Genomic DNA, 483 nt, shown 5'->3' on the forward strand with positions numbered 1-483 from the left:
TTCTTTAATGCCTAATGATCCTATCTTTATATGGTATGAAAGATTATTATAGATTGTTTGGTAGGAATACATATTGTATTTTCCTTGTTTTGCATATTCCAGTACTTTTGTAATCAAAGTTTCTAATTCATCATTATCAAGCACTCTAAAATTATAACCTATTAAGGTTTTGTATGCTAATTGTTCTTCCGTGTCATTATTCTTTCCATTTAGACTATCAATTTCGTTTTTCAACTTTTCTGGATCAAGATAACCAGACAATACAAACTCATATATTGCATCCGAAAACAGATACATGTCTTTTTCATTTTGACTTTTTAAATATTTATCGCGAAAACTATCCCTATAACTTTTCTTTTTATCATCCTTTATTTTTGTTCCATTTGCGCGCTTATTATCCATTTTATCAAGAACCTCGTCAATATCAATGTAAAATATGGGATCATCAATCCCCTTTTTATCTTTCAAATTAGAGACAGTTAA

1 protein-coding gene is annotated in these 483 nt (G+C 28.4%); it reads right to left on the reverse strand.

The genetic code is table 11. The features are described from left to right. Window positions 1-468, reverse strand: a 468-nt coding sequence (locus JM658_RS17035) for a hypothetical protein (RefSeq protein WP_394800503.1), incomplete at its 3' end; no start/stop codon positions are given. Window positions 469-483: the final 15 nt, after the last annotated feature.

It is taken from the genome of Joostella atrarenae (genome assembly GCF_021764745.1).
Classification (GTDB): Bacteria; Bacteroidota; Bacteroidia; order Flavobacteriales; family Flavobacteriaceae; genus Galbibacter; species Galbibacter atrarenae.